The 503-nt window shown below is 70.6% G+C and carries 1 protein-coding gene; it reads right to left on the minus strand.

The genetic code is table 11. The features are described from left to right. Nucleotides 1-503 (minus strand): RICIN domain-containing protein (locus HCK04_RS40540; RefSeq protein ID WP_142652796.1); only part of this gene is annotated, 503 nt, incomplete at both ends.

Below are 503 nucleotides of genomic sequence, written 5' to 3' on the forward strand. Positions count from 1 at the left end.
GTGCTCGGCGAGGGGGTCGGGCTGCTCGTCGGCGTCCTGGTGGGGGTGGGGGAAGCGGGCGGCTGGGAGCCGGTGGGCTGGAGTGACCACTGTTTGGTGGACACCGAGTCGCAGGAGTTCTGCTGCACGAGCGCGCCTGAGGAGGTGGAGTTGTCCTTGGTGTTGAGGCACTTGTCGCTGTTGGCGTTGACGATGCGGTAGTTGGAGCCCGAGGCGGTCAGCTCCCAGGTCTGCGACGTGGAGCCGGTGCAGGACTCCTGCTGGACGGCCCTGCCCGCGGAGGTGGAGGCGTCCTTCACCCCGGCGCACTTGCCGCTGTTGGCGGCGGCCAGGCGGAAGCCGCTGCCCTGGGTGGACAGGTTCCAGGTCTGGTTGCTCGCGCCGTTGCAGCTGGAGACGGTGAGCTGCACGCCGTCGGCGGTGCTGTTGCCGGGGACGGTCAGGCACAGGCCGCTGGCGCCGTTCACGATCCGGTAGGCGCCCGCGCTGGGTCCCGCACTGGG

Origin of the sequence: Microbispora sp. CL1-1, from assembly GCF_012034195.1 — a bacterium.
Lineage (GTDB): Bacteria > Actinomycetota > Actinomycetes > Streptosporangiales > Streptosporangiaceae > Microbispora.